Source organism: Streptomyces sp. YS415 (assembly GCF_023544665.1).
Classification (GTDB): Bacteria; Actinomycetota; Actinomycetes; order Streptomycetales; family Streptomycetaceae; genus Streptomyces.
Genome location: NZ_JAMJFL010000013.1, coordinates 110,609 through 135,305, shown reverse-complemented (window position 1 = coordinate 135,305; position 24,697 = coordinate 110,609). Strand labels below are relative to the sequence as shown.

Genomic DNA, 24,697 nt, shown 5'->3' with positions numbered 1-24,697 from the left:
CTCGTACGGACCGGACGGCGGCGCGGTCAGCCGCGCAGCACCTGCTCCGCGGCCTTCACCGCGGCTTCGTTCTGCTTCCTCGCCTCGTCAAGAGCGAGTTGGTGCTCCTCGATCTGCTTGCGCTGAATCTCGGAGTCGGCCTCGAACCAAATGTCCACCAAGTCGACGGACTTCTTGCAGTCAATATCCGCCAGTGCGACACTCACCGCCCGCTCGCTGTCGAGCGGCTGCCCCTTGTTCAGGTCGATGGCCTCGAAGGGACCGGTGACTTCATATCCCTTCCCCTTCATGCAGGACGACCATTTTTCCGTGGCTTCCCGCACTTTCGGAGCGTCCTGGGACCGCATCAGGCTCTCGTAGTTCAGGCGGCTCACCAGCGAGAAATCAAGTCCGGCGGATCCGACCTTGTTCTGGGCCCACCCCGTGCAACCGCCCTTGGGGATTTTCTTCCCCTCGTAGGAGTCCGGGGCCGGGGTGACACTGTCACCCTTGCGGAGCCCGCCGCTCAGCACCATCTCCGCCGACTCGGTCAGGGCAGGCGCTTGCGCCCCGGTTTCCGGGCCCTTTTCGTCGAGCCCGTACCCGTGCTTCTCCGCCACCTTGCGGTCGGTGATGCCGTAGCGCCGTTCCATGTTCGCATCATTGGAATTCGGCGGCGGCGTGGTACCGGCGGGCGGCGGGCGGAAATCGAAGCCGAAACCCGCCATGCATTCGGACTGCAGATTGCGTGTCGCCTGATCGATGACCACGTTCTGCTCATACGTCTGCATGTACTGCTCGAGCGGCAGGGTCAGCCCTTTGGCCAGGCCGCTCTCCGGTGTGGCCGGAGGCCACTTGGACCGGTCGACGTTCTTCAGATTCTGCGCAGCGGCAGCCGCCGGATCACGCTCCTGCTCGGCGGCGCAGCCCGCCGTGACCGTGCTGACCAGCACGGACACGGCGAGCAGCGCGTAGCGTCGGTTACGCGAAGTGCTGCGAGGCATTGTTGTTCTTCAGCGTGGAGTTCAGGTCGACAATCTTGCCGCCGGCGCAGTACTGGCTGCCGTTGGTGTGCGCGAAGTACTGCGAGCTGCCCTGGTAACCGGAGTTGTAGTAGATCCGGTACGCGTCGTACGGGCCGCAGTTCTCGACGGAGGCCGCGTTGTTCTTCACGGCCTGCCCCGTGCCGGGCGCGGTGTTGCCCACATTGTTCTTACCGAACACGAAGTTGTACGTCTGCGAGGTGGCCCCGTTGGCCGACACGGTCTCGCCCGCGTAGTTGTAGACGTTTCCGTAGAAGTGGGCCCTACCCGAGTAGTAGCCGTCGTTCGCGATCGAGTTGTAGTGCACGTTGAGCTGGCCGCCCGCGTTCTCAATGCCGCAGACCTTGTAGCCGCAGTTGTTGTCCACGTTGTACGTGGCCGCATTCGCGGTCGGCGCGGTGACAAGCAGGGCGGCGGCAGTGGCAGCGGTGGTGACGAACACGGCGCTGACGCGCTTGTTGAACATCTTCATTCCTACTCCTAAGAAAGAGAAACCCTTGAGAGGAGTGGAACGCAGGCTGTTCAGGCGTTCCCGCATGTCGCTGAACATTCGAGCATGCAGGAATTGCAGCAGAAGCGATCGGGTATCGAATCCATGCTCCGTGCGTCGCGGGTTCCCCCCCGGGATGTGATCTTCATTAGAGCAGATTCACATCGCCCTTAAACGGACAAGTGATCACTTCTAAACCATCACAGATAGATCACCTTACAATCACGAGAATATTACGCAACTGTCTGCCAAAAACTTCCGGCCGCGGGACCAGGCCCGGTGATCACGGCGCAGCCCAACGAGGCCGCGCCGCGCGCAGCCCGGCCGCGCACCGATAGCCGGGCCGTCCCCGCGCCGGGGGCGGCGGAACCCTGCTCCGGTGACGCACCGTCCCAGGCGTATGCGTATCCATGCCCGAGTTGTTGGTGGTCGTCGCGCTCCACGGCCTCGATCGTGACCGCCACGTGGCGCGCACCCTCGTCGCGCGCATCGCATACCGACATCAACTGGCAGGCGGCGTCTCAGACCCGTTGCCACTCGACATGGTCGCCACGGCGTGGGCCGAGGCAGGAACCGGTGTCGGCCGCGATACCGCACCCTGCCGTGGCCTGGTGAACTCCGTCGCCCTTGAGTCGGCGGTCCCGCAGGATCTTCCAGTTCTCCAATCGCGACAGTGGACACGTGGCGCTCCTGGTTGACGGGCCTCTGGCCAGCCGTTCTGGCAGCACCGTAGACGCGGTTGGTGCAGGGGAGTCCTCAGCGGTGTGTTCCGACGAACACGGCACCCTGTTGACCCGCCGGGGGTGTTCCTGCCGACGCCGTCGCTCTCCCAGTGATCTCGCCGTCGATCGCGGTGGACAGGCCGACCGGCACGCCAACCACCACCGAGGTGATCACACCGGCCCAGATCGTGCGCGCCATGACCGCCGACCACTCCCGTCTGCTCCATACCTTGCCGGGGTAGTCCGTGATGTCGCCCGCGGCGAACACCTGGGGCAGGTTGGTCGCCATGTGGGTGTCGACGGCGATCTTCCGGGCGTTGAGGTTCAGGCCCCAGTGCTGCTGTGGGCCGAGGTCGGCCAGGAAGCCGAGCGCGGCGACGACGGTGCCGACCGGGATGCGGTGGGTGTCCTTGGTGACGCGGTGCCGTATCTCGGAGCGAAGACGCCGACGCCACGGCCGGTTTCTCGGCCTGCACCATGTCTCAGCTCTGCCCACCACCAGGTGCCGCCCCGCTCGCCGTTGGCCTTTCAGGGCGCCTTCCCTCGCCGCCCCCAGCGCCTGAACTGGCACAACACCGAACCCAGCCCCTACCAGAGGAGCGTCGGCCGCGCCGGAAGGCCTGAGGTTGAGTGTTACCGCTTCAGGGTAATGGCGTGGCCGTTGGGGCCCGTGAGGGTGAGGGTGTGGGCGGTTACGTGGGTCTTGTAGGTGCCGGCGGGGGGTATGACGTCGACGCGGTCGGGCTGGTAGCAGGCGATCAGCGTCGACGCATATTCGCTGTCGAAGGTGATCGTGGATTGGTCGGCATTGACGACTGCCTTGCCGCGGATGTGGTTGCAGCCGTCGTGTCCGGTGAGGGTGTGCTTGTCGGCGTCGAACACTAGCCGTGCGGGGGACCCCTTCGGCACGGAGTGGGTGACGCCGTCGGCGGTGATGGTGTGGGCGTGCCATTGCACGCCGGTGAGGGTGGGCGGCGCGGTGCGCGGGCTGTCGTTTCCGGACTGAGCGAAGGATGTGACCGTGAGGGCAGCAGTGGCAAGGGCCGTGGAGGCGAGGAGCAAGGTCCGCTTCATGACCTTGTGACGTGGCGGCAAGGAGAACGGTTCCGGGGCGCGAGCCACACTGCTTGGACACGCGTCCGGAGGTGTCAGCAGCCGCTGTCCGGGAGCGTGACACCCGCGCCTGTCCAAGGAGTTGGGTGTCACCAACTCCCTGACTGTCAGGCGGTGTCGGGGCGGATCGCTCGTGGGGCTCGCGAGGCCCATCACGGTAACGGTGCGGCCTTCCAAGGGGCGGGCGAGAGTGTTGAACAGTACTCGCTCGGTCCAGCCCTGTCAGACGTCTTCGCTGGCCAGCGTCTCCAGTCCCGGCCGGGCCACCGGCACTGGGAGCTCCGATCACCCGCTCGCCGCCGCGGCAGGGTTGAGTCCCTACGCGGCCTGCACGGATGCGATGGCCCGCTCGTACGTGTTGCTCCGCGTATCAGTGGTCAGCCGCACACGCGTCCCTTCCGCACTCTCCGGCCACGCGTCACCCGCTCTGGCTTCGCCAGGACGGCGTCCCGTTCTCGTTGACCGCCCCTCCAGACCAGGCTGGACCGGCTGGGTTCGACGGGCTGATAACAACCCGCCGGCAGTCCTCGGGCCCTCCAGGCGTCAATCGTGGCAGCGCCCAGTGACCGGCCGTCCGAAGGCGGCTTTACTGGTCTTTTACCTTGAGATGAGGGACAATCTTTCTTCCGCCAGGACGATGTTCCGCCCCCGCCCGGGGCGGCTGAGAGATGAAGGAGCAGCAGACCCGCAATGGGTGAACCTCCCAGTACGAGCCGTGTCACACCCCGCCCGACAAGACGCTGCGAATCGGGGGTGGCACGGTGACCGAGTTGCTGCTGCTCCTGCTCGCTCTGGCGCTGACTCTTGCGTGCGCGGTGTTCGTCGCGGCCGAGTTTTCCCTGACCACGGTTGAGCGCGCTGACCTCGAGCGTGCAGTTGAGGCCGGTGAGCGCGGTGCCGACAGCGCTCTGAAGGCCGTCAGGCGGCTGACCTTCCAGCTTTCCGGTGCTCAGCTGGGCATCACGGTGACGTCGCTGGTGATCGGCATGCTCGCCGAGCCGTCCCTCTCCGTGCTGCTCCGCGGCCCGCTGATCGCGATCGGCCTGGGAGGAGCGGCGTCGACGATCGCGACCATCCTGGGCGTGGCCGTGTCCACGGTGGTGCTGATGGTGGTCGGTGAGCTGGTGCCGAAGAACTGGGCCATCTCCCGGCCGCTGGCCGTGGCCAAGGTCGTCGCCACCCCGCAGCGCGGCTTCACCGCCGCCTTCGGCCCCTTCATCGAGCACCTGAACAGCACCGCCAACCGGTTCGTGCGGCGCTTCGGACTGGAGCCGGCCGAAGAACTCGCCCACGCGCGCAGTCCCGAGGAGCTCGTGGCCCTCGCCCGGCACTCGGCCGCACAGGGCGCGCTGGAGAAGGACTCCGCCGAGCTGTTCGTCAAGACCTTGCACCTGGCTGAGCTGACGGCTGAGAACGTCATGACCCCGCGGGTGGATGTGCAGGCCCTCGAAGCCCAGGCCAGCGCGGCGGACGCGGTCAACCTCACCCACGTCACGGGCCTGTCCCGCTTCCCCGTCTACCGTGACAGCCTGGACGAGATCATCGGCACCCTGCACATCCGCGACGTCCTCGCCCTGGACGAGGACAAGCGCGCCGCCACGCAGGTCACCGACCTGATCACCGCTGCACTGCTGGTGCCCGACAGCCTGCCCGTCGACACCCTCCTCGCCCGGATGCGCAGCGAGCGCACCATGGCCGTGGTCATCGACGAATACGGCGGCACCGCCGGCGTCGCCACCGTCGAGGACATCATCGAAGAGGTCATTGGCGAAGTCCGTGACGAACACGACCCCCAAGAGACCCCCGACCTCCTCCCGAGGCCTGCGACGGACGGCGGCCGGCGGGTCTGGGAGGCCCACGGCAGCGTCCGCACCGATGAACTCGCGGAGATCGGCCTGAGCGCCGAAGACGGCCCGTACGAAACCCTCGCCGGCCTGACCGCCACCCTTCTCGAACGCATCCCGAAGCCTGGAGACACCGTGCATCTCGACGGTTGGGACATCACCGTCCTCGACGTCGACCACCACCGCGCCGACCGCCTCACCCTCACCGCCCCCGTAGCGGCGGAACGCGCCGGGCAGGAGATCACCCGATGACCACCATCCAGCTGCTCATCGGCGCCCTGACCCTGCTCACCAACGCCTTCTTCGTCGGCGCCGAATTCGCCCTGATCTCGGTACGCCGCAGCCAGATCGAACCCAAGGCGCAGGCAGGCAACAAGCGCGCCCGGACCACCCTGTGGGGGATCGAGCACCTGTCGGCCATGATGGCCACCGCCCAGCTCGGCATCACCGTCTCCTCCCTCGTGCTCGGCGCCGTGGCCGAGCCGGCCATCGCCCACCTGCTGGAGGCCCCCTTCCACGCCATCGGCGTGCCCGACGGGCTCACCCACCCGATCGCCTTCGTCATCGCCCTGACGCTCGCGACCTACCTGCACATGCTCTTTGGCGAGATGGTGCCCAAGAACATCGCCCTGGCCGCCCCGGTGCCCACCGCGCTGTTCCTGGGCCCGCCGCTGGTCGCGCTCACCCGCGCCCTGCGCCCCGTCATCTTCGGCATCAACGCCTTCGCCAACGCCCTGCTGCGCCTGCTGAACGTCGAGCCCAAGGACGAAGTCGAGGCGGTCTTCACCGACGACGAACTCGCTCGCCTGGTCGCCGACTCCAGCCAGGCCGGACTGCTCGACCCTGCCGACGGCGAGCGGCTGCGCGATGCCCTGGAGCTCGGCACGCGCCCGGTCGGGGAGGTCCTGGTGCCGCTGGCGAACATGAGCACGGTCGACCACCGCGTCACGCCGGCCCAACTGGAGAAGGCGGCGACAAGCGCCGGCTACTCCCGGATGCCTGTCGTGGGACCCGGCGGCACGATCATGGGCTATCTGCACATCAAGGACGCCATCGGTGTTGCCGAACGGCACAAGCCCTTTCCGCAGGCTGCCCTGCATCCGGTGACTCGGGTACAGATCGACACCCCCCTCGACGACGCCCTCACCGCCATGCGGGTCAACGGCACCCACCTCGCCGCTGTCACCGGCGACAAGGGCACCGTGATCGGCTTCGTCACCATGGAAGACGTCCTGTCCGAACTCGTCGGTTCGACGGCCGCATGACCGCTCTGAGCCGTCGAAGCGGAAGAACTGTGTCGCGGTCGGGGTGAGCGCCGCTTTCCGGGGTACAACGGCTCTTGGCTCGTGCGACTGCACCGAGCCGGAACATGCCCGGTGAAGGGATGTTCCGGGACAAGAACGAAGGATTGACCCGTATGGCCAGCGGCACCGTGAAGTGGTTCAACGCCGAGAAGGGCTTCGGCTTCATCGAGCAGGACGGTGGGGGACCGGACGTCTTCGCGCATTACTCCGAGATCAAGGGCAGCGGATACCGTGAGCTGACCGAGGGCGAGCACGTCACCTTTGACATCGGCCAAGGGCAGAAGGGTCCGCAGGCCCAGAACATCGTCCGGGGCTGACAGGACATGAGGTTGTAGAGAGAGGCGACTGCCCGGTGTGCAGTCGCCTCTCTCTGGTGAGCATCTCGTGCAACGACGCCCGGCACACAACTCGGTGGCGGCGCATGTGGACGATTGCCGCGCTGGTGTGCCGGGGGCGAACGAGGGGGTGATCCCCGGCTTCGTCGTTGGTCAGCCACCCAGTCGCCGGAGGGTAGGGGTCCAGAAAGACGCGCGGTCGAACCCACGCCGGGTGGTACCTGTTTCGCATCCTTGGTGCATCGTTGGGCCAGGTAAGAATCGAGCAAGCCGCGTCGGGTGGGGCCCAGCCCAGCAATTAGAGTGATCCGCATGGACATGCGGAGGATTGTCGCCGTGCTGGCCGAGGAAGCTGAACAGCAGATCCGAGACCACGTGTGGAAAGTGGCACCGGACGACCGCGCACTCGCTCTTGATACCGAAGCGGGCCTGCGTGACGCTGTCGGCCCGCCGGACGTCCAGGAAGCCATGCCGCAGATCGAGCGGCTGGAACACCTGCGGGAAACGCTTGCCGTCCTGGCGATTTCCCTCGCCCATACTCATGGCCGACTGGCCTGGTTTCTCTCCGGTGCTCTCAACGCGCTCGAACCGGTCCTGCGTTGGCGTGCCATGTCCGCTGATGGTGGCGGCACCTTCGGCACCGTCCTGCCGAGCCCAGAGGAATACACGGAGGCGGAGGATGCCGTCCGCCGACTTCAGGAGGTCCTCGCACAAATCGGCCGAGTCCGTTGACCTCAGCCGCCTTGCGACGGCTGTGACATGCGGGACAGCCCGATGCCCGCCGGTGGGGGAGTGCCACTGGCGCCCGCCACCGGCGCAGACAGCGCGGTCGGCGGCACGTACGCGTCACAAGACCCTGAGAACTACCTGTTCATGGGTGCTGCTGAGGTCGGGCGGCTGACGCTTGACTTGTGTCCGCGCCGGAGTTGACGTGCCGCTGGGTTTCCTGGGGTCCGTGCCAGTCCAGGCACATGGCGGTGGCGTCGTCTTCGAGCAGGCCGTCGGCGGCGTCCCGAACGGCGGATGTCAGCGCCAATGCGGTCTCCCGCGGGTGTAGGTCGCGGGTGTGCTCCAGCAGGGCGAGCAGGTCGACCTTCTCGCCGTGCCGTTCGAGCATGCCGTCGGTGATCATGAGCAGGCGGTCGCCGGGACGCAGGTCGAGGTCCTGCACGCGGTAGGGGTGGGGCGTGAGCTCCGACAGCCCGAAGGGATGGTCCACCTGGCAGGGAATCACCTCCGCGGTCCCCTCGCGCATGCGCAGGGGCCAGGGATGGCCGGCATTGACGAGCTGGGCCCGACCGGTACGCAGATGGACACGCAGCAGCTGGCCGGTGGCGTGCCCGCGGCCGTGGTGGATCAGGGCCTGGTCGGCCCGGTGTGCCTGTTCGGCCAGGGCCGTTCCTGCGCGGCGGGCGCCGCGCAGGGCACTGACCAGGACCGTGGCGGCCAGGGCGGCGTCGATGTCGTGTCCCATGGGGTCGGTCACCGACAGATGCAGGGTGTCGCGGTCCACGCTGTAGTCGAACGTGTCGCCGCTGAGGCCTTCGGAGGGCTCCAGACTCCCGCACAGCGTGAATTGCGCGGCCTCGCACGACAGTGATGGGGGCAGCAGCTGGTACTGGATCTCTGCGGCCAGACTTGGAGGTACGGAGCGCTTGCCCCAGGTGTAGAGGTCGGTGAAGCGCCCGTTGGCGATCACGATGTACGCCAGGAGGTGGGCGGCTTCCCCGACCGCGTCAAGGACGTCCTCACCGGGGTCGGCCGGCAGAAGCAGTTCCAGCAGCCCGATGGCATCCCCCCGGTTGGTGACCGGCATGATCACCCGATGTCCGTGGCCTGTCGCCCGAAGAAGCAACCGCTGGGTACGGACCACTTCCTCGTAGACGCTGCCGAACAGGGGGATTCGCTCCGCCTCCCGGTCACCGTCCGCGGGGACGGTGGACAGCCGCGCCACCGCCTTCCCCGTCAGATCCACAATGAGGAAAGACACCTCATGGGCGTTGAACCGCCGCCGCAGGTCTTCCGCGACCACGTCAACGGCGTCCACCGGCGCCGCCGCCTCGGCCGCCGTCAGCACCCGGGGAAGACCACTCTGCCTACCACGCACGACCGCGGCCCCTTCCAGCACCCCTATGACCAGGATCGGAGTCGCCGCGTAGCACGTCAACCGCGGACGGCCACGCAGAGTGAGAGCAGTTACAGCACGTAGTTGTGGATCAAGGGTGTGACGGTCACCGTGGCGGTCGGCACTGCGGCGTTCGCCGTCAGGGACGACGGCACGATCGAGAAGCGCCCCGTGACCGAGGGGGTGTCGGGGCCGCCGCCGACGACACCGCGCTCGGTTCCCAGCAACTGCCGAGCAGGCCGCACAGAAGGTTGGCGGCGGCTTCTCCCGCTTCCGCACCCGACGGGGCCAGCGGCGGTAACCGACCACGCGGGCATGCCCACGGCGCCCCTGGGGGCGGCCGCGTTGTCGGTGGTGGCTGGCAGGCTCAGCGGCATGAATGACGATGACGAGCGGCTGCTGCGCGGCCGGGTGTACGGCACCGACCCCGACCATGCCGGCCCCCGTCCGGGCCGGACGTACGCCGAACTGGTCGGCGGGCCGCTGGACGGGCTCCTGATGGACATCACCGGCTGGACACAGGAGGAGATCAGCAATGGTGTCTCGCTGCGGACCGAGCTCGGGCAATTCGGTGCCGACGGCCGTGCAATATACAACCCGCGCCCAGGCGACTCGCGCCGCTTCGACTGGATCGGCGACAGCCCTTGACGGCTCCGCAGCCCATGCCGCGCATGGCCACGAACTCGACCATGAGACCGACCATGCCAGGCCAGCGGATCCGGCCCGATGGGGGGACTGGCGTGGCGACAGTCCTTGGAGGCCCGCCACTTGGTCTGATGAAGCCACCGCAGCGGCACACCTCGATCGGACCGCCGGGGCACAGCGCCGTACATGCCTGACTCGCGAGACGCACGTGAGCGAGCCGGGCTTGGCCGTCGTCGACATCGCGGCCGCTGACGACGCAGGACGTCTGTCAGCCCGGTGTCCGGCTGCGCTGCTACCTGGACCTGCGCCAGCAGCTAACCCTGCCGAGGTGGTCGACCCGACCGTGGAGCCGCCCGCGGCCCGGCCCTGAGTCTCAGAGTGGTCGGCCTACGTGCGCGTGTTGTTGTAGCGCACGGTGGTGCCCCACTTCTCCTGCACGAGTGCCATGCACCACTGGCAGAGCGGGCTGCCGCCGGTGCCGTACCGGTGGGTCTTGCGCTGGCAGGCGGCGCACAATCCGACACGGTCACCCGGGCATGTCAGTGCGGACGGATCCGGCTCCGAGATCGGGGGTGGGGGAGTCGGAGTCGACATGGCAGGTCCTGTTCTGGGTGGTGAATATCGGTCACCGTGGCAGCAGAATAACGGCCAAAATGACACAAAAGTTCAGACTGCGCGCCTGAGTTGGATGGCCGGACGGATGGGGTTTCGCCCTTCGAGCCTTGGTGCCTGCTCTCGCGCAGGCGCGCGGCAGGGGAGGGGGGTGCGGCGGTGGGGCAGTGGTCGGGACCCGGGTGCCAGGGCGCGCTCACCAGCAATGCAGCGGCACCCGTCGCAGGTCGCTGCTGCGGCTAAGTCGAGGATGCCCAGCCGGGTGTCGGGCTGGCAGTGGAGGCATGCCCGCAGGCCCGTCGCGATGGAACCCGATGCCGAGTTCGGCGACCCAGTCCGGTGGTGCCGGGCGCCTCTGCCTGCCCCGTGCCTCCTCGGCCTGCCGTTGCCGGAGGGCTGCGATCCTTGCGTCGATGCGGTCCACCCACAGGGCGTGCCAGACCCGCAGGGTCTGCAGGCGGTCCAGGTCGGGCGGCAGGTCGTCGAACACATTTTTGATTCTATGCTCATGATCCACCGGTCGCGCCCTCGCGTGTTCGATTTTATGTTCGATAACGTAGGGGTGGGAGGTGGATGTCGTGACTGCGGACGTACCGGCAGGCCAGAGGTCGACGGTGATGCATGTGCGCTGCCCGGACCGCCTGTCCGAGGAGGCCTACCGGCAGGTGCTGGAGCTGCTGGCGGAGCTCTCCCCGGTCGTGCAGGCGCTCCCGCCCACCGCAGCCCTGGTGGAACTGAAGGGCGCCCTGCGCTACCACGGCACCGGCCCCCGCCACCTGGGCGAGATCCTGCGTGTGCGCACGCTGTCCCGCCTGGGTGTCGACGTACGCGTCGGCATCGGGCCCTCGGTCACCGTCGCGGCCACCGCCTCCGCGCAGATCGGCGAGCCCGGCGGCGTCCTGGCTCTCGACCCCGACCAAGCCCTCCCATGGTTGGCCGGCCTGCCGGTTGAGGCGCTGTACGGCATCGGAGCACACCAAGCCGCCGTGCTGCGCGACTACGGCATCCACTCAGTCGGCCTGCTCGCGACCGTCCCGCACGCCACCGTTCAGCGCCTGCTGGGCGGGCGCGCCGGCCGCACGGCAGCCGACCGGGCCCGCGGGATCGACCCGCGCGCCGTCATCCCTCGCGCCCTGCCCGCCGCCGCGACCGTGCGCCACGCCTTCCCCCAGCACACCCTGGACGGCGCTACTGTCCGCGCCGCCCTCCTCGACCTGGTCGTCCGCCTCGGGCACCTACTGCGCCGCCGACAGCAGGCGGCCCGTGCGCTCACCCTCACCCTGACCTTCGCCGGCAACGCCAGCTGGACCAGGACCCGCCGCCTGACCGAGCCGTCCGCACACGACGACGACCTGCGCCTGCTCGCCTACCAGTTGATGGACGCCGCCGGTCTGCAACGCGGCCGCCTGACCGCCCTCGCCCTCAAGGGTGAGGACCTCATCGACGCCAATCAGGTCGCCCAGCAGATCAGCTTCGACGACGCCCGCGAAGCACGACTGGTCGCCGAAACAGCCATCGACCGCGTTCGCGACAAGTTCGGCCCGGGCGTCATCGGCCCGGCCACCACGTACCGCCGCGCCAGCTGACCCTGTCGCTCACAGAAACGGATGACAGTACCGAGACAGGCCAGCGCGGACGTCTCTAGCCCGCGGCTCCGAGCAGCAGCAGTGTGTGCGGCCACAGGTCGTCGAGGACGGTGGGGTCGTTCTTGAGTTTGGCGAACATGACCAGGCCTTCGAGGTGGGCGACTACGGCTCGCGCGGTGGCCGCTGTGGCGCGCTCGCGGGGAATGGTCCCCTCCTCGGCGGCGTCGTCGAGGGTGGCGGCGACGAGTGCGATCTGTTCGTCGAAGATCTCTTCCAGGCGGGCCCGCACGGCGGGCTCCTGGGTGGACAGCTCCAGTGCGAGGTTGCCGAGGAGGCAGCCGTCGACTGCCCCTGAGCTCTCCTTCATCCGGTGCTGGAGCTGCACCATGGTGTCCAGAAGCCGCCGCAGACGGTCGAGGGCGGGGCCGGTGGTGGCCAGCTCGGTGGTCCAGCAGGTGCGCTCGGCGTCCCAGTGGGCGTTGACGGCCTCGACGGTCAGCGCCTGTTTGGAGGCGAAGAAGTGGTAGAAGCTGCCCTTCTTCACCTCCGCCCTGGCGCAGATTTCGGCAACGCCGAGGCTGCTGTAGCCGCGGCTGCGCATCAGTTCACCGGCGGCGTCGATGAGGCGGTCGCGTGAGGTGCTGGTGCGTCCCATGACGGGTGAGTATACGCCCGGTCAACTATTCACCTGGCGGGATGGCGCATAGTTGACCGGGCGTCTAGTGTCGGGTTCGTCGATCCATTGACCGCGTTAACCGAAAACGAGGGGACATCCATGTCCGCACCACTTTCCATCGTCATCGCCCATCACAGCGGCTACGGCCATACGCGGCGCCAGGCCGCCGCCGTCGCGGCCGGCGTCGATTCGGTCCCCGGCGTGTGCGCCGATCTGCGGGACGTCGCCACGTTGGACGACGGCCTCTGGGCGGCTCTCGAGGACGCCGAGGCGATCATCTTCGGCTCGCCCACCTACATGGGGTCCACCTCCGCCGTCTTTCAGCAGTTCGCTGAGGCCAGCGGCAAGATATGGGCCAAGCAGGGCTGGCAGGGCAAGCTCGCGGCCGGTTTCACCAACTCCGCCGGCATCAACGGCAACAAGGACAACGCCCTGCTCTCCCTGGCCGTTTTCGCCGCACAGCACGGCATGACCTGGGTTCCGCTCGGCCTGCTCCCCGGCTGGGCCTACACCTCCACCGGCAGCCCGGACGACCTCAACCGTCTCGGCGGCTTCGTCGGCGCCATGGCCCAGTCCTCCTCCGACCTCGACCCCGACCAAGCCCCCACCGACTCGGACCTGCGCACGGCTCACCACCTCGGGGCCCGCGTCGCCCGCACCGCGCTCCAGTTCGCCCATGGCCGCCAGGCCGCCGCCCCGGCGGTGACCGCGTGAGCGGCCGGGGCCGGCTCGGCGACCTTCTGGGCATCGACCACCCCATCGTCCAGGGCCCCTTCGGCGGCGGACTCTCCTCCGTCGCCCTCGCCGCAGCAGTCAGTGAGGGCGGCGGCCTCGGCTCCTACGGCGCGCACATCCTCACCCCCGACGCGATCACCGGGCTCGTCACCGACTTGAAGGCCGCCACGAGCCGGCCGTTCGCCGTGAACCTCTGGGTGCCGCTGGCAGGCGAGCGCTCCGCACTGCCGGACAACGCCGCATTCACCGCCCACACCGAGCGGCTGCGCCCCTACTACGACGAACTCGGCGTCGCCGCTCCCACCTTCGAGGACGTCGAAGCCCTACCCGACTTCGACGCCCAGATCGACGCGCTCCTCGCCGCCGCACCGCCCGTCATCAGCTTCGTCATGGGCATTCCGCCCCGCCGCGTCGTCGACGAGGCACGCCGCCGGGGCATCGCCCTGATCGGTACGGCCACGACGGTGGACGAGGCCCTCGCCCTCGAGGACACCGGCCTCGACGCGATTGTGGCCTCGGGCAGCGACGCGGGCGGACACCGAGGGGCGTTCCTCGCGCCCCTACGGGAATCGCTGGTCGGCACCTTCTCGCTGGTGCCGCAGATCGTCGACGCCGTGACCGCGCCCGTCATCGCCGCGGGTGGCATCGCCGACGGCCGCGGCATCCGGGCCGCCCTCACCCTGGGCGCCGACGCCGTGCAGATCGGCACCGCGTTCCTCGCCACCCGGGAATCCGGCGCGAGTGACGTCCACAAGCGCCGGCTCGGAACCCCGGCAGCCCGTACGACCGTCCTCACCCGGCTCTTCTCCGGCCGCACCGCCCGCGGCATACCCAACCGGTTCGTCCACGACATGGCGGCCTACGAGGACGCCGTGCCCCCCTACCCCGTCCAGAACGCCCTGATGCAGCCCATCCGCCGGGCCGCCGCCGCCCAGGGAAGGCCGGAGTACGTGAATCTGTGGGCCGGGCAGGCGGCGGCGCTGGCCCACGAGGGCCTGGGGGCGAGGGAGTACCTGGCCCACCTGGTCGAGGAACTCACACGTCAGGACGTGCCCTTCCCATCATCCCCCGCCTCTTGAGCAACGCCCGCATGGTGGAGTGTGGCCACCTGCCACCTTGATCGAGTGCCGACGCCATGGCGCCAGCACTCGATCAAGGCCTTGGAGTCACGCCGCGTTCCGTGCCCGGGCATCAACCGATGTAGATGTGATCATGACGGACTCGTCCGCGATCGGGATCCCGCCAGCCCAAGCAAACCCCCGCCCCCGCAGAGGGGTTTCAACACGAAGGTCCTCCCGGAGCGCATCCTGGTGATACTGGGAGGACCTGGAGGGGCGGCTATTCGATCTCACCGGTCTGACGAAGAAGGTCGGGATCCGCTTCCGGGGCCCTCAACAGGGTGGAATTGCGCGTGACCGGGACACACGCCTCCCCCGCCTCCTTGAGCAGCTTCTCCAGGTCCGTGACGCGGAGATAGCAGTCACCGTCGACACCCCAGTCACGCCCCCAGGAGTTGCGCAGCCGTACAACGGGCATCGTGCCGTTGTGTCCGCCCAGACGCGCCCTGAGCGAGACGCCACGAACGAGGATCGCGTGGCCTCCGGAGCCACCCTCCGACACCTCGAGCAGTCCGTTCGGGGCTGGCTCCATCATCGAGTCGTGCCACTTGACGCCAATGACGACGGGGCCGAAATACCCCAGTGTGCGCAGCACGTCGTCGACACCGAACGCCCAGCGGTACTCCTCCATGTATCCCCGCGCAACGATCGCCTTGGCTCCTGCCAACACTGACGTACCGTCGTAGTTCTCGCCGGGCCACTCATCGAGGCGCTGCGCTTCCCGGTATACCTCGCGGGCAAAACTGTCGTCTACGCCAGGCACCTGCACCGGGGTAGCGATCAGCTCATGCGACCAGGCGAAGCCGACGCATGCACCCTCGCGGCCCTGGTCGAGCCAGCCCGGACAGGCCCACCCGGCCGAGCGCAACGGCGCTCGCTCAGTGACCAGTGTCCGAATCGGATACTCCTTGCTGCGCTCGTCGAACTGCTCGACTCGGTCGAGGCGCGGATCGATTGTTGTGTGGCCGTTCTTCAGACGCAGTGCACCCATGTCGCTCCTTGGATCGGTGTACTGCTTCTAGCTGACACGGGCCAACGCCGCGGCGCATGAGGAGAGGCTGGTCCTTGCACCATGGGAGGGGCATCTGCGCTTCGGCGGCCGGAAGGCTGCTCTGGGGGCATCCGCTCGGCCGCGAGGACCAGTGCCCCCCGGACCAGTGACGAGGGGTACTTGCCGCGCTGCTTCACCCCGCTGTCGGTAGATCATCGTTCTGGCGGGGCGGGGACAGGTCTCGGAGTCCGGGGGGTACGCCGGTGTCTTCCAGGGGGTGCCAGGTGTTGCCGGCTTGGGCGGTGAGGACGATCAGGGCCGCCACGAAAACGAGGAAGGCCAGCACGAACGAGCCCTGGGCGGTGTATGGGTCGCCGGGGGCGGAACCGGTCAGCAGGAGGTACGTGTGCACGGCTGGCGCTGCCGCGCCGAGGCCGTAGGTCCAAAGGGCCGCCTGCACGGTCGTCGTGGCCGGGTGGCGGCGGGTGGCGGGGGCGTGAACGAAGAGCTCCTTGAGGTGCGCGCGGACGGCGGCCTGGAACTCGGGGTCACGGCCCACGTCTCCGGTGCGCATCTCACTGGGGATGATCAAGGACCGGTCGATGTAACGGAATGCGGCCGCGGTGACCGGGTGGGTTGGTTCGGCCGCGTCCCGGACCACTTTGATGGTGGAGCCGTCGATCAGGCCGTCCTGTCGCAGCAGGCGGACGGCCGCCTCGGCCGCACGGTAGGAGTTGCGTTCCAGGTCGCTGGGCTGGTGGTCGGTGGAGCACAACCGTTCGCCGGCGCTCAGCAGCTCCGCGTGATAGATGTCGAGCCCCGGCCAGGCCCGCACCTGCCGGACCGCTCGGGCCTCGACCGAGCGCCGCCAAAGCCGGATCAGCCACATCGCGACGTTCACGGCCGCCAATGAGACCAGGCAGGTCGTCAGTATCCCCATGGGACGACGATCGGGGAGGGCGCCCACCGCCCGCAAGACCCGTGGTCGCTCACGGACCCGTGCGGAACGACCGGCGGCGCCTGCACGGGCCCGGAGGCCGCTGCCCGCAAGTTCACTCCGGACAGTTGCATGGATGTCGCCGTTGGGCAGGGAGTACTCACCGGCAGACGCGGCACCCCAAGGGGAGCAGAACCCGCGGAAATCGCCTGCACCACAACGATGGAAGGGCGGAAGGCTCCGCCGTTACCTCGGCCTGGGCGTGCGCGTGCAGGTGGCTCGCAGATCCGGACGGGCTCCTTCCGGCCCGTCACCTGGGCCGCTCACAGTCGTTGGGGACCTTGTCGTTCGTCGTGTGAGCCGGGACGGAATGGTGGCCTTCGTACAGAGAGTTGGTTCTCCCCGCGTGAATGCTGTGATGGGGAGGTCGTGATGGTGAGTGAGCCGGTACTGCGCGTGCGGGGTGTGTGCAAGAGCTACCGAAGCCGTCCGGTCCTGCGTGGGGTGTCACTGGATCTCCACGCGGGCCAGTTGGTGGGCATCGTCGGTGAGAACGGGGCCGGCAAGAGTACTCTGCTGCGGATCCTGGCCGGGGATCTCAACGCGGACAGTGGTGTGGTGCAGAAGGTGGGCCTGCTGGGCTGCTGCCCTCAGGAGACAGTGCTCCACCCGGCTTTCACCGTCGAGCAGCACCTGCGGTTCTTCCAGGCCGCTTTCGGACTCGGCTGTCTGACGCCGGCATTCGAGTTGCTGGAGCAACTGAACTTCACCAGCCACCGCAACGAGCGAGTGGAGACACTCAGCGGCGGCACGCGCCAGAAGCTCAACCTGGTCCTTGCCTTGATGCATGATCCGCAGGTGCTGCTCCTGGACGAGCCGTATCAGGGCTTCGACTGGGAGACATATCTGCGGTTCTGGGATCTGGCAGCGGCTTTGCGGGAGCGGGGCTGCGCGGTGCTGGTGGTGTCCCATCTGGCCTACGACGCCTCCCGTCTGGACACTCTGTACCGCCTGGATGGTGGGGTGCTGCGGGAGGCCGAGCGGACCGGCACGGTCGGGGTGGGCTCGTGAAGCGTTGGTGGGGCTGCTTCGGCACGGCGATGCGCTTCGCGCTGATCGAACAGGCCCGTAACCGCCTGGCGTTGCTCATCGTGCTCCTGTTCGTGCCGCTGTGGACGACACTCGCCTTCGAGGTGGTGGCGCAGGCACCGCTGCGGTTCTACGTCCGTCCGGTCAGCCGCTTCATGGTGCTGGAAGGGAACGTGCTGACCCAGATCGTCGGGGCGCTCCAGGCTCTCGCACTGGTCGTCGCTTTCATGATGTTCGTCGCTACGGCCCGCTCCGCGCACTTCGACCGACGTCTGGTGCGCTCCGGTTTTCCGCGATCCTGTCTGGCCGCGGCGAAATGCGCCTCACTCGTGCTGGTGGCGGCCGCGGTCGCCGTCTATGTCACCGCGTGGATGCACCTGTTCTGGCGACCGACACAACCGGTGCTCCTCGCCGCCGGAATGTTCACCGGGGCGCTGATCTACGGCAGCATCGGCATCGTGCTCGCGGCAGTGGTGCGCAGTGAGCTGGCCGGCATGTTCCTGGCCATCATGATCAGCTCCATCGATCTGCTGCTGCAGAACCCGCTGATCAACCCGCAGGCGGACAGCGCCCTGGTGCGCTACCTGCCTGCCCACGGCGCTGTGCAGAGCGTCGTAACGGCCGCCGGTCTGCACGTGATGCCCTGGAGCTGTCTGCTCCAGGGCTTCGCATGGGCGTTGGGTATGGCGGGACTCGGAATGGCCGCCTTCGCCCTACGCACTCGCACTCACCGGCCGGCCGGAGTATCGGTGCCGGGTGTCCAGGAGACCGCTTCGGCGCCGTGACCAGGGCTGTTCGGTGTCGTTGTGCCGGTGGACGTATCCGCTCGTCACGTGGCGCGACAGCAGGAGGCTTGAATGTCCGAGCAAGTAGCTGCGGTGGTGCCAGAGCGGGATGACGGTCCCAGCCTGCTTCCCCCCGGCGGGCAACATCCCGGCGTGCCAGACCGGGGCGACGCGCGCTTTGCATGGCTCGTCAGCGACGGCTTCGAGCCCAGGAACTGGATGCTGGCCTTGGCGCCGCTGCTCGGATGGCACGCGGAGGGGGCCACGGGAGCCCAGTGGGGCCTGTTCGCCGCTGTGTTCACCAGCGTACTGCCGTCGGTGATCCTCAGCCTGGGTGAGCGCCGCAGCTACTGGAGCGACCGGCACGTACGGCAGCGCCAGGAACGTCTGGTGGCCGGCCCCGTCGTCCTGGCGTCGGTATGTGCCGGTACGGGGCTGCTGTACGGGCTGGGAGGTGCGCGCGTCGTGTGCGCGCTGGTAGCGGCGATGCTGACCGTGCTGATCGCCCTCATGGCGATCACCTTTTTCTGGAAGGTGTCGGTGCACTGCGCGGTCGCGGCCGGCGCCCTCGCAGTTCTCGCCTCGCTGTACGGACCGGCGTGGGCACTGTCGGCGCCGCTGGTGGTGTTGATCGGTTGGTCGCGGGTCCGGCTGCGATGCCACACCATCGCCCAGGTCATGGTCGGGGCGGGCGTGGGCGCGGTCGTCGCCGGCACGACGTTCGATCTCCTGCGATGACAGAGATGCCGGAGCCGCGAACGCTTCTCAAGGCGCCCAGCGCCGCCGATGTCTTCCTGCGCGACATCGAGCGGCGCGCGGAGCACCCCGATGCCTCCTCGACCATCGGTGCCGTGCTACATGTGACCGGCGCCGTGCCCCAGCTGTCGGATCTCCAACAGCATGTGGCCGCCCGCCTGTTCCGCCTTCCCTGCATGGAGCACCTCCTGCACGGTGATGGCAAGCAGGCGCAGTGGGTGCACGCTGTTCCCGACCCAGCGCATCATGTCAGCGCACGTCGCGTGGGCAAGGGTCCACAAGCTCTTGAGACCGCGGTGCTTGAGCTGGCGCGAGAGCCCTGGCTCGAGAACGTCCCGGCCTGGCGCCTGGTTCTGCTGCACGGGCACGTTGCCGACGGGTTCGCGCTGCTGTACCTGACCCATCACGCCGTCCAGGACGGCGGCACCGTCGCCATGGTCCTGGAAGCTCTCTTCGGGCCGGACAGGCCGGCCGAGCCGTCGACGACGGTGCTGCGGAGCATTCCTGCCGGGCCACGACCCCGGCTGCTGCAGGTGCTTCGTAGCACCGCCGTGCTGGTGCGGCACCTCAGGAAACACCATCTGTGGACCTCGCCTTCGCAGCCGTTGTCGAGCCGCCGCCGTACGTTGTGGGCCCAAGTGCCCGCGGCGGTGCCGAGGGTGGCGGCCCGTGCCAGCGGCGCCAGCATGAACGACGTCTTCCTCACTGCCCTGGGCCACGCGATCACGCAATGGGCGAGCACCGCCTGGCCGCGCCGCCGAGGCTCCGATCCCCGTCATGATCCCCGTCAGTCTGCGCACACCCGACGAAGTCGGGGACCCCGGAAACCGCCTCTTCCTGACCCGCGTCGACCTCCCGGCCGACTGCCTCCCCCTCACCCAGCGGCTTGCCCGTACCCGTACGGTCACCGCGGTTTTGAAGTCCCCTGAACACCGAGCTGTACTCCGCGCGGCTCTTACCCGACTGCCTGTCGGGCTTCTTCAGTACCTCGTGGCCGTGAGTACCGCCCCGGGCCGGCTCACTCTCGCCGCTTCGTATCTGGTCATGCGCTCCCGTCTTGGCTACGGCGACGCTGTCGTGGACCGGATCGATCCCCTCATGTGCTGCCCGCCCGGCGCGCCCCTGGCGGTCGCCGTGGTCGTCTACGCGGACCATGTGAGCGCCTGCTTCCGCATCGACGAAGCTCTGCCCGGCGCCGAGAGCCTGCCCACACGGTGGCAGCAGGCTCTGGAAGACCTCACGGCAGCCGGCGACCGGCCGTCGGCCGGACCGCCAGCGGCCGCAGCCGCCCCAGGGCCGTCCGCAAAATGATCACAGAGCCCGTTCCACGCTCCACAGCGGCAGGTGCTCGAAGAGGGTGACGGCTTCCTCGCGCCAGCGCGGCCGCCAGCCGGCTGCTTCCGCCGAGGCCAGCTCCGCATAACGCTGCATGTCCGCCCGCAGCTTTTGCTCGACGCCGTGCCGCGTGGCGATCTCCCGGACGGCGGCCACCGTTTCCGGGGTGCAGCAGGAGTCACCGAAGGCGGCATCCACCACCGCCTGCTCCGGGCCGCTCACGGCTTGCAGCAGCGCGCTGACGGTGTAGCTGCGCTTGCCGTCGCGCAGGTCGCGGCCGATGGTTTTGCCCATGGTCTGCGCATCGCCGAACAGATCGAGGTAGTCGTCTCGCATCGTCTCGTAAATGCCAACGAGCCATGCGTAGCGACGCAGTTCCGCATCGAAGCGGCCCGGCTCCTCGCCCGCGGCCAGCAGACCCAGCTGCAGAGGAGCAAGAACCGAGTAGCGGGCGGTCTTGTAGTCGGACACCGCGTGCAGGAGTTCTTCGGACGGGACGGGGGTGAAGTCCCGCTCGATATCCGTGATCTGCCCCACGATCGTTGCGGAGGCCGCCGCAGTCTGCACTCCGACCATGGCATGGCGGACCGGGAGAGAGACCGGGGAGTCGAGGAGTACTTGCAGGGACAGGACCAGCGCGAGGTCGCCGGCGAGCACAGCCAGCCCGAGCGCGTCCTGCGGATGGTCGGGGAACCTCTCCCGATAGGCGTAGTAGGTGGAGGGGCCGCCCCGGCGGACGGGACCGTCATCGATGATGTCGTCGTGGATGAGCCCGTGAGTCTGGAGCAGTTCGATGCTCAGCGCGGCCTCCTCAAGGCCGGGCACGGGATCCGGCGTCACCAGCCGGGCCGCCTCGTAAATGAGCGCCACCCGCAGGCGCTTGCCGCCCCGCACGGACACGTCCCGCAGGAAGTCCAGGCATTCGGGAGTGAACCGGCTGGGCGACGGGGCGTCGAAGGTGTCTGCCAGGTCGCGAAAGTACCGCTCGAAGCGTGTGTTGAAGCGGCGTTCGTAGGCAGTGAAGCGCTCTTTGACCTGGTCGGCGGGGAGAGCGGTAGAGGTCACGAGGACGGCTCCATTCGTAAGGCCATGCGCTCACCAGACGTGGCGCGCGACGGGCGTGATGGTGCTGGAGTTCGGTGTCCGGCCGGGGGTGCCGGAAGCTACGAGCGTCAGGAGGTGTACCGAGTGGCGGTGAGGGCCAGTCCGTGGAGAGCCCGGGACGCGGCCGGCGGCAGTGCGGCCGTCTTCAGCACCCGCAGGACCTGTTCGTAACGTGAAGCGATCATGTGCTCGGTTCGCCGCCGCGCGCCAGTCGCCTCCAGGATGGCCCGCACCTCGGCCGCCCCGTGTTCGTCCAGGTCCACCCGCCCGACCAAGTCGCGAAGGCGACGCCGCTGCGCCGGGGTGGCCGCACCCAGTCCCAGGGCGAGAAGAACAGTCCGCTTCCCCTCTCTGAGGTCGCCCAGGCCGGGGGTGCACGCACCGTCCGTGCTGCCGAAGACGTCCAGCAGGTCATCCCTGATCTGAAACGCCTCTCCCAGGGGCAGGCCCACTGCGGTGCACAGGTCCAGGGTGGCGTCCTCGGCACCGGCGACGGAGGCTCCCAGCTGCAGGGGACGCTGGACAGTCGCTGTGGCGGTCTTGTACCGGACGATCTGCAGAGCGGCGTCGACGTCGTCATCGGGGCCTGTGCCCATCACGTCCACGTACTGGCCGTACATCACCTCCTCCAGCATCGCGTCGTACAGAGCGTTCACCCTGCGACGCCGTTCGAGGGACAGAGGTGCGGTGTGCAGCAGCTCCTGGGCCCAGATCAGGGCGAGGTTGCCGACCAGGAGGGCGCCGCCCGCGCCGAGTCGCTCCGCCCGTGCGGACGGTCCAAGGCGCGTCCCCAGGGCACGGTGGACCGCAGGGCGGCCTCGGCGGGTGGCCGAGTCGTCCATGATGTCGTCGTGGATGAGGGCGAACGCCACGAACAGCTCCAGGGACGCCGCCACTCGCAGGACGGCCGCGGCGTCCTCGTCTCTGTCGGCGGCATGCCAACCGACCACACACAGCAGGGCGCGGATACGTTTGCCGCCAGCGGCGAGGAAGTCCCGCAAGGTGTCCACCACCTCGACGGGATGGGCCCGTCCAGTGGCTGCGCGAGCCTTGCTTGCGAGGAAGTCCTCCAGCACCGCGTCGACTTGCTCCCGCACCGCACCGAGATCGATCTCCTGAGCGTCCATCACGCCTGAGGTCACCGGCTGACCCTCCCGGCAACGTCGACGGGCGAACGGCCGTGGATCGAGGGCAGAAGGCCTCGACCGCCCCATCGGACTGAGAGGGACTGACTGTGACTGCACCGGGTCCGTTCATGAGGAAGGACCACCCGCGTGATCTTCATGCCTCATCAACGAACAAGACGGCTCCAGAACACGCCTCACCTGGGCCCTCCCCGTGACGCGCCCTGCACGTAACTCGGGTGTGCGGTTGTGCTTGGTCGCGTGGCGGTGGCGGGGTCTGGTCACCATGGGCGGGAGGGGCGCGCGTCTGCGCGAGTGGTGGAGACGATCGACGCCGTTCTTGTGCTGCCGGCAGCGGCGCAACTCCAGGGAGGGAGAACCGTACTTGAGAGTCTGTCGCAGTCGGCCCAGACCCGGTGGGTGCTGTGGTGGGGTTGCGGGTGGAGATCCCCGGTGAGAGGCCCGGCGCCTGGTGGACGTTGGATGCGCGCGTGGACACCGCTCCTTCCGGTGATGAGACCGCCTGATCCTTCCCACCCGCCTGGGGATGTGGTGGACGGGTGACTGCGCGGCCGGGGCCCGGTGGACTGCATGCTCGCCGCGGCGGTGTTCTGCCCCATTGCCGCCCACCTCGCGGATCGCGCCGTTGACCTGGCCGGCGGGCTGGCGGTGCTCTTGGATGTCGACGAGCACACTGGCGGCTTTGGCGGCGCCCGCGCCTACCTCGCTGATCCGCAGGCGGTCCGGCCTGCCGGGGTGATGATCGGCTACCCGGGCACGGAGGAGGTCGTGGTCGGCGGGCGAGGCCTGTGGCGGGCCACCCTGACGGTGCATGCCCCATCAGGGCACTCCGGTTCCCGCAAGAGCGTGGGCGGTGCCACCTCCCGCGCCACGGTCTGCTCGTCCAGCGCGGCGAAGATGTCCTCGACCAGCCGCTCGGCCATCCGCGGGGCCTCCGGCCGTAACAGGGTGACCAGCCGCCGCCGTCCGGCCTTGCGGATCTGGGCCGGCGACCCCGAACCGTTCCAGCAGTGTGAGGACGGCCGGGTGTGGCAACCACGGCCCCAACACCCGCTCCAGCGACGGATGGACCTGCGTCAGCAGGGCCATGGGGCCGGTTGGCGACGCGGGTCGCTTCACCGGACAGATCGTCGTCGAAACCGACGATCATCTCCAGCTCGGCGATCGTCTCGTCCTCGCCGTCGATCGCCCGCAGCGTGTAGGGCATCGCGCGGGCCGCGTCCGCGACGATGAACGCGTCCCGCGTCGGAGTTACTCGCGGATGTGGGCGTTCGCTGGGGGATGTGCATTGCTGTCGTCAGCGGACAAGCCAGCGAGCAGGCGCAGTCCGTCCTCGGCGGGGCTGGCGGGGGACGCGGACAGCACCAGTAGCTCGATGCCTGATTCGTTCGGCAGGGCGAAGTTTTCATGGTGCAGTTCCAGCAGTCCGACCAAGGGGTGCCGGTACGTCTTACGTCCATGACTGCGGGCGCGCACGTCCGCGCGTGCCCAGAGGCGACGGAAGCGTTCGCTGCCCATCGCCAACTCGCCGATGAGCGAAGCCAGGCGGGGATCCTCGGGGTACTTGCCGGCGGCCAGGCGCAGGTGCCCGACCACGTCGAGGGTGCAGTTCTCCCAGTCCGCGTACAGTCCGCGCTCGGCTTCCTCGAGGAAGATGTGCCGTGCGGTGTTCAGGCCCGGCATCGGGCGGCCGTAGAGGAGTTTGGCGAGGCGGTTTCCGGCGAGTACGTCCATGCGGTGGTTCATGATCAGCGCGGGCGCGTCGGATACCAGGTCAAGGACGCGCAGCAGCTCCGGCCGGAGTCGCCCGCCTGGCGCCTTCGCGCGGTGGCGGCGCTGCCGGGCAAGCCGGTAGAGGTGTCCGCGTTCGGTCTCGTCGAGGCCGAGGACGCGGGCGAGGGCGTCGAGAACCTGCTCGGAGGGCTGGGTCGCGCGGCCCTGCTCCAGCCGGACGTAGTAGTCGACGCTCACTCCGGACAGGTGCGCGACCTCTTCGCGGCGCAGCCCTTCGACCCGGCGGCGGCTGTCGGTGGGGATGCCGGCAGCCGCCGGGTCGACCCGGGAACGCCGGGTCCGCAGGAAGCCCGCGAGATCGTCCATGTACCGAGTATGGCCTCGGCGCAGGCCCGTGATGGTGGTCCTGCCGTTACCAGGAAGTCCCGTCCGACGGAACATGAGCCCCTGAACGCCGGGCGCCGTGGCGTCCAGGATCGGAGGCATCCGATCCG

At 68.6% G+C, this 24,697-nt stretch carries 26 protein-coding genes and 3 pseudogenes; 14 read left to right on the top strand and 15 right to left on the bottom strand.

The window, feature by feature from the left end:
* Positions 1–26: 26 nt before the first annotated feature.
* From M8H82_RS18775 to M8H82_RS18760, 4 genes and pseudogenes are all read right to left on the bottom strand, one after another.
* Positions 27–938 (bottom strand): hypothetical protein, encoded by a 912-nt coding sequence (locus tag M8H82_RS18775; RefSeq protein ID WP_250075531.1) that lies wholly within the window; start codon positions 936–938, stop codon positions 27–29.
* Between the two features lie 22 nt (positions 939–960).
* The gene (locus M8H82_RS18770) at positions 961–1,494 is read right to left on the bottom strand and encodes a hypothetical protein (RefSeq protein WP_250075529.1); all 534 of its coding nucleotides are present in this window, start codon (positions 1,492–1,494) and stop codon (positions 961–963) included.
* Positions 1,495–2,460: 966 nt separating this feature from the next.
* Positions 2,461–2,667: pseudogene (locus tag M8H82_RS18765) on the bottom strand (FAD-dependent oxidoreductase); the annotation flags it as partial.
* A gap of 200 nt (positions 2,668–2,867) precedes the next feature.
* Positions 2,868–3,296 (bottom strand): META domain-containing protein, encoded by a 429-nt coding sequence (locus M8H82_RS18760; protein ID WP_250075527.1) that lies wholly within the window; start codon positions 3,294–3,296, stop codon positions 2,868–2,870.
* Positions 3,297–4,108: 812 nt separating this feature from the next.
* On the opposite strand from M8H82_RS18760, the gene M8H82_RS18755 reads away from it, so the two are divergent.
* The 4 genes from M8H82_RS18755 to M8H82_RS18740 all read left to right on the top strand — a co-directional run bounded on the left by M8H82_RS18755 (position 4,109) and on the right by M8H82_RS18740 (position 7,562).
* Complete coding sequence (locus tag M8H82_RS18755) at positions 4,109–5,443, top strand: hemolysin family protein (protein WP_250075525.1); 1,335 nt, start codon at positions 4,109–4,111, stop codon at positions 5,441–5,443.
* Entirely contained in the window at positions 5,440–6,456 is a 1,017-nt protein-coding gene (locus M8H82_RS18750; RefSeq protein WP_250075523.1) for a hemolysin family protein, read from the top strand. Before M8H82_RS18755 ends, M8H82_RS18750 begins: the two co-directional genes overlap by 4 nt.
* Positions 6,457–6,608: 152 nt before the next feature.
* Positions 6,609–6,812, top strand: a complete 204-nt coding sequence (locus M8H82_RS18745) for a cold-shock protein (protein ID WP_055711351.1) — start codon at positions 6,609–6,611, stop codon at positions 6,810–6,812.
* A 330-nt stretch (positions 6,813–7,142) separates the two neighbouring features.
* On the top strand, positions 7,143–7,562 hold the full coding sequence (locus M8H82_RS18740) for a hypothetical protein (protein WP_250075521.1): 420 nt from the start codon (positions 7,143–7,145) through the stop codon (positions 7,560–7,562).
* 139 nt (positions 7,563–7,701) lie between these two features.
* Here M8H82_RS18740 and M8H82_RS18735 read toward each other — a convergent pair whose 3' ends face one another.
* Positions 7,702–8,937 (bottom strand): PP2C family protein-serine/threonine phosphatase, encoded by a 1,236-nt coding sequence (locus tag M8H82_RS18735; RefSeq protein WP_374211675.1) that lies wholly within the window; start codon positions 8,935–8,937, stop codon positions 7,702–7,704.
* 89 nt (positions 8,938–9,026) lie between these two features.
* On the bottom strand, positions 9,027–9,182 hold the full coding sequence (locus M8H82_RS18730) for a hypothetical protein (RefSeq protein ID WP_250075520.1): 156 nt from the start codon (positions 9,180–9,182) through the stop codon (positions 9,027–9,029).
* A gap of 148 nt (positions 9,183–9,330) precedes the next feature.
* Here M8H82_RS18730 and M8H82_RS18725 point away from each other — a divergent pair, with 148 nt between their 5' ends.
* Together M8H82_RS18725 and M8H82_RS36470 are read left to right on the top strand one after the other, a co-directional pair.
* Positions 9,331–9,603: a hypothetical protein gene (locus M8H82_RS18725; RefSeq protein ID WP_250075517.1), complete on the top strand. Its 273-nt coding sequence runs from the start codon at positions 9,331–9,333 to the stop codon at positions 9,601–9,603.
* Positions 9,491–9,905 (top strand): annotated as a pseudogene (locus M8H82_RS36470) (DUF6207 family protein); the annotation flags it as partial. The gene M8H82_RS18725 and the pseudogene M8H82_RS36470, both read left to right, overlap by 113 nt.
* Positions 9,906–9,987: 82 nt before the next feature.
* On the opposite strand, the gene M8H82_RS36465 reads toward M8H82_RS36470, so the two are convergent.
* Complete coding sequence (locus M8H82_RS36465) at positions 9,988–10,116, bottom strand: hypothetical protein (RefSeq protein ID WP_284049096.1); 129 nt, start codon at positions 10,114–10,116, stop codon at positions 9,988–9,990.
* Between the two features lie 292 nt (positions 10,117–10,408).
* Positions 10,409–10,702: a hypothetical protein gene (locus M8H82_RS18720; RefSeq protein ID WP_250075515.1), complete on the bottom strand. Its 294-nt coding sequence runs from the start codon at positions 10,700–10,702 to the stop codon at positions 10,409–10,411.
* 127 nt (positions 10,703–10,829) lie between these two features.
* On the opposite strand from M8H82_RS18720, the gene M8H82_RS18715 reads away from it, so the two are divergent.
* Positions 10,830–11,798, top strand: coding sequence for a hypothetical protein (locus M8H82_RS18715; RefSeq protein ID WP_250075732.1), 969 nt, complete (start codon positions 10,830–10,832; stop codon positions 11,796–11,798).
* 55 nt (positions 11,799–11,853) lie between these two features.
* Here M8H82_RS18715 and M8H82_RS18710 read toward each other — a convergent pair whose 3' ends face one another.
* Positions 11,854–12,453 carry a TetR/AcrR family transcriptional regulator gene (locus M8H82_RS18710; protein ID WP_250075512.1) on the bottom strand — a complete coding sequence of 200 codons (600 nt, stop codon included), beginning with the start codon at positions 12,451–12,453 and terminating at the stop codon, positions 11,854–11,856.
* Positions 12,454–12,573: 120 nt separating this feature from the next.
* On the opposite strand from M8H82_RS18710, the gene M8H82_RS18705 reads away from it, so the two are divergent.
* Both M8H82_RS18705 and M8H82_RS18700 read left to right on the top strand, forming a co-directional pair.
* Entirely contained in the window at positions 12,574–13,188 is a 615-nt protein-coding gene (locus M8H82_RS18705; RefSeq protein ID WP_250075510.1) for a flavodoxin family protein, read from the top strand.
* Complete coding sequence (locus tag M8H82_RS18700; protein ID WP_250075508.1) at positions 13,185–14,288, top strand: nitronate monooxygenase; 1,104 nt, start codon at positions 13,185–13,187, stop codon at positions 14,286–14,288. The genes M8H82_RS18705 and M8H82_RS18700 overlap by 4 nt, the downstream gene beginning before the upstream one ends.
* A 259-nt stretch (positions 14,289–14,547) precedes the next feature.
* On the opposite strand, the gene M8H82_RS18695 is transcribed toward M8H82_RS18700, so the two are convergent.
* Together M8H82_RS18695 and M8H82_RS18690 are read right to left on the bottom strand one after the other, a co-directional pair.
* The gene (locus M8H82_RS18695; protein ID WP_250075506.1) at positions 14,548–15,318 is read right to left on the bottom strand and encodes a hypothetical protein; all 771 of its coding nucleotides are present in this window, start codon (positions 15,316–15,318) and stop codon (positions 14,548–14,550) included.
* 193 nt (positions 15,319–15,511) lie between these two features.
* The gene (locus tag M8H82_RS18690; RefSeq protein ID WP_250075503.1) at positions 15,512–16,258 is read right to left on the bottom strand and encodes a hypothetical protein; all 747 of its coding nucleotides are present in this window, start codon (positions 16,256–16,258) and stop codon (positions 15,512–15,514) included.
* A 429-nt stretch (positions 16,259–16,687) separates the two neighbouring features.
* Between M8H82_RS18690 and M8H82_RS18685 the strand changes: the two genes are divergently transcribed.
* From M8H82_RS18685 to M8H82_RS18665, 5 genes are all read left to right on the top strand, one after another.
* Positions 16,688–17,326 carry an ABC transporter ATP-binding protein gene (locus M8H82_RS18685; RefSeq protein WP_250075501.1) on the top strand — a complete coding sequence of 213 codons (639 nt, stop codon included), beginning with the start codon at positions 16,688–16,690 and terminating at the stop codon, positions 17,324–17,326.
* A gap of 29 nt (positions 17,327–17,355) precedes the next feature.
* Positions 17,356–18,129, top strand: a complete 774-nt coding sequence (locus M8H82_RS18680; protein WP_250075500.1) for an ABC transporter permease — start codon at positions 17,356–17,358, stop codon at positions 18,127–18,129.
* A gap of 72 nt (positions 18,130–18,201) precedes the next feature.
* Positions 18,202–18,867, top strand: a complete 666-nt coding sequence (locus M8H82_RS18675) for a hypothetical protein (protein WP_250075497.1) — start codon at positions 18,202–18,204, stop codon at positions 18,865–18,867.
* A complete protein-coding gene (locus M8H82_RS18670; RefSeq protein WP_250075495.1) occupies positions 18,864–19,814 on the top strand; it encodes a wax ester/triacylglycerol synthase domain-containing protein in 951 nt (316 codons plus the stop codon). Before M8H82_RS18675 ends, M8H82_RS18670 begins: the two co-directional genes overlap by 4 nt.
* A 67-nt stretch (positions 19,815–19,881) precedes the next feature.
* Positions 19,882–20,196, top strand: a complete 315-nt coding sequence (locus M8H82_RS18665; protein ID WP_250075493.1) for a hypothetical protein — start codon at positions 19,882–19,884, stop codon at positions 20,194–20,196.
* On the opposite strand, the gene M8H82_RS18660 is transcribed toward M8H82_RS18665, so the two are convergent.
* The 4 genes and pseudogenes from M8H82_RS18660 to M8H82_RS18645 form a co-directional block, all read right to left on the bottom strand.
* Positions 20,197–21,285, bottom strand: coding sequence for a polyprenyl synthetase family protein (locus tag M8H82_RS18660; RefSeq protein WP_250075492.1), 1,089 nt, complete (start codon positions 21,283–21,285; stop codon positions 20,197–20,199).
* A 107-nt stretch (positions 21,286–21,392) separates the two neighbouring features.
* A complete protein-coding gene (locus tag M8H82_RS18655) occupies positions 21,393–22,466 on the bottom strand; it encodes a polyprenyl synthetase family protein (RefSeq protein WP_250075490.1) in 1,074 nt (357 codons plus the stop codon).
* A gap of 872 nt (positions 22,467–23,338) precedes the next feature.
* Positions 23,339–23,709, bottom strand: a pseudogene (locus M8H82_RS18650) (transposase); the annotation flags it as partial.
* Between the two features lie 11 nt (positions 23,710–23,720).
* Positions 23,721–24,569, bottom strand: coding sequence for a helix-turn-helix transcriptional regulator (locus tag M8H82_RS18645; protein WP_250075488.1), 849 nt, complete (start codon positions 24,567–24,569; stop codon positions 23,721–23,723).
* Positions 24,570–24,697 lie beyond the last annotated feature (128 nt).

Excerpts from the sequence above, each read along its gene's own strand:
- M8H82_RS18770 (WP_250075529.1), bottom strand. The coding sequence starts at position 1,494 with ATGAAGATGTTCAACAAGCGCGTCAGCGCCGTGTTCGTCACCACCGCT.
- M8H82_RS18750 (WP_250075523.1), top strand. The coding sequence starts at position 5,440 with ATGACCACCATCCAGCTGCTCATCGGCGCCCTGACCCTGCTCACCAAC.
- M8H82_RS18745 (WP_055711351.1), top strand. The coding sequence starts at position 6,609 with ATGGCCAGCGGCACCGTGAAGTGGTTCAACGCCGAGAAGGGCTTCGGC.
- M8H82_RS18740 (WP_250075521.1), top strand. The coding sequence starts at position 7,143 with ATGGACATGCGGAGGATTGTCGCCGTGCTGGCCGAGGAAGCTGAACAG.
- M8H82_RS18725 (WP_250075517.1), top strand. The coding sequence starts at position 9,331 with ATGAATGACGATGACGAGCGGCTGCTGCGCGGCCGGGTGTACGGCACC.
- M8H82_RS18715 (WP_250075732.1), top strand. The coding sequence starts at position 10,830 with ATGCATGTGCGCTGCCCGGACCGCCTGTCCGAGGAGGCCTACCGGCAG.
- M8H82_RS18710 (WP_250075512.1), bottom strand. The coding sequence starts at position 12,453 with ATGGGACGCACCAGCACCTCACGCGACCGCCTCATCGACGCCGCCGGT.
- M8H82_RS18705 (WP_250075510.1), top strand. The coding sequence starts at position 12,574 with ATGTCCGCACCACTTTCCATCGTCATCGCCCATCACAGCGGCTACGGC.
- M8H82_RS18695 (WP_250075506.1), bottom strand. The coding sequence starts at position 15,318 with ATGGGTGCACTGCGTCTGAAGAACGGCCACACAACAATCGATCCGCGC.
- M8H82_RS18690 (WP_250075503.1), bottom strand. The coding sequence starts at position 16,258 with ATGGGGATACTGACGACCTGCCTGGTCTCATTGGCGGCCGTGAACGTC.
- M8H82_RS18685 (WP_250075501.1), top strand. The coding sequence starts at position 16,688 with ATGGTGAGTGAGCCGGTACTGCGCGTGCGGGGTGTGTGCAAGAGCTAC.
- M8H82_RS18680 (WP_250075500.1), top strand. The coding sequence starts at position 17,356 with ATGCGCTTCGCGCTGATCGAACAGGCCCGTAACCGCCTGGCGTTGCTC.
- M8H82_RS18675 (WP_250075497.1), top strand. The coding sequence starts at position 18,202 with ATGTCCGAGCAAGTAGCTGCGGTGGTGCCAGAGCGGGATGACGGTCCC.
- M8H82_RS18670 (WP_250075495.1), top strand. The coding sequence starts at position 18,864 with ATGACAGAGATGCCGGAGCCGCGAACGCTTCTCAAGGCGCCCAGCGCC.
- M8H82_RS18645 (WP_250075488.1), bottom strand. The coding sequence starts at position 24,569 with ATGGACGATCTCGCGGGCTTCCTGCGGACCCGGCGTTCCCGGGTCGAC.